The organism is Streptococcus parasanguinis, assembly GCF_023109675.1.
Classification (GTDB): Bacteria; Bacillota; Bacilli; order Lactobacillales; family Streptococcaceae; genus Streptococcus; species Streptococcus parasanguinis_I.
This window is the reverse complement of the sequence record NZ_JALDUR010000037.1, coordinates 1-656: the sequence shown is the minus strand read 5'-3', so window position 1 is coordinate 656 and position 656 is coordinate 1. Positions and strand designations below refer to the sequence as shown.

Genomic DNA, 656 nt, shown 5'->3' with positions numbered 1-656 from the left:
TTGATCGCACGAACCTCTCCAACCATTTGGGATGTTCTCATTGCTATTGCTGGTGGGATTGCTGGTGTGATCGGTTCAAGGAAAAAAGAAGCAAACAATATCGTGCCAGGAGTAGCCATTGCTACAGCTTTGATGCCGCCTATCTGTACTGCTGGCTATGGTTTAGCTAATGGGAATGTACGATTTTTATTGGGGGCTCTCTATCTTTTCTTGATCAACTGTGTCTTTATCATGCTAGCCAACATTGTTGGAACAAGAATTTTGATGAGAAAATCTCCTTTAACTTCATTTAAAGAGCTGAGCATTAAAATGAGAATTGGCTTGATTTCTTTGATTGTATTGTTGATTCTTCCAGCTAGCTATTCGGCAGTTACTCTGACAATAGAACAAGCGCGCAAAGAAGGGATCAAACAGTTTGTAGGAAAAGAGTTCGCCAATTATACGGTTATTAATCAAGTCTACAAGTCAAGTAACAATGAATTGGTCTTGACGGTTGTTGGAGATCCGATTTCAGAAGAAGAATTAGAAACACTCCACCAAAAACAAGCCTCTTACGGTATTCAATCTGTTCAATTGAAAGTGAATCAAGTTCAGAACTCGCCAACATTAGATAGTGAAGCGACCAAGGAATTTTATGAAAACATTGACAAGTATAT

At 38.9% G+C, this 656-nt stretch carries 1 protein-coding gene; it reads left to right on the top strand.

Annotation, left to right across the window (positions count from 1 at the left end):
• On the top strand, positions 1–656 hold a 656-nt coding region (locus tag M1G14_RS10900), incomplete at both ends, for a DUF389 domain-containing protein (RefSeq protein WP_247926610.1).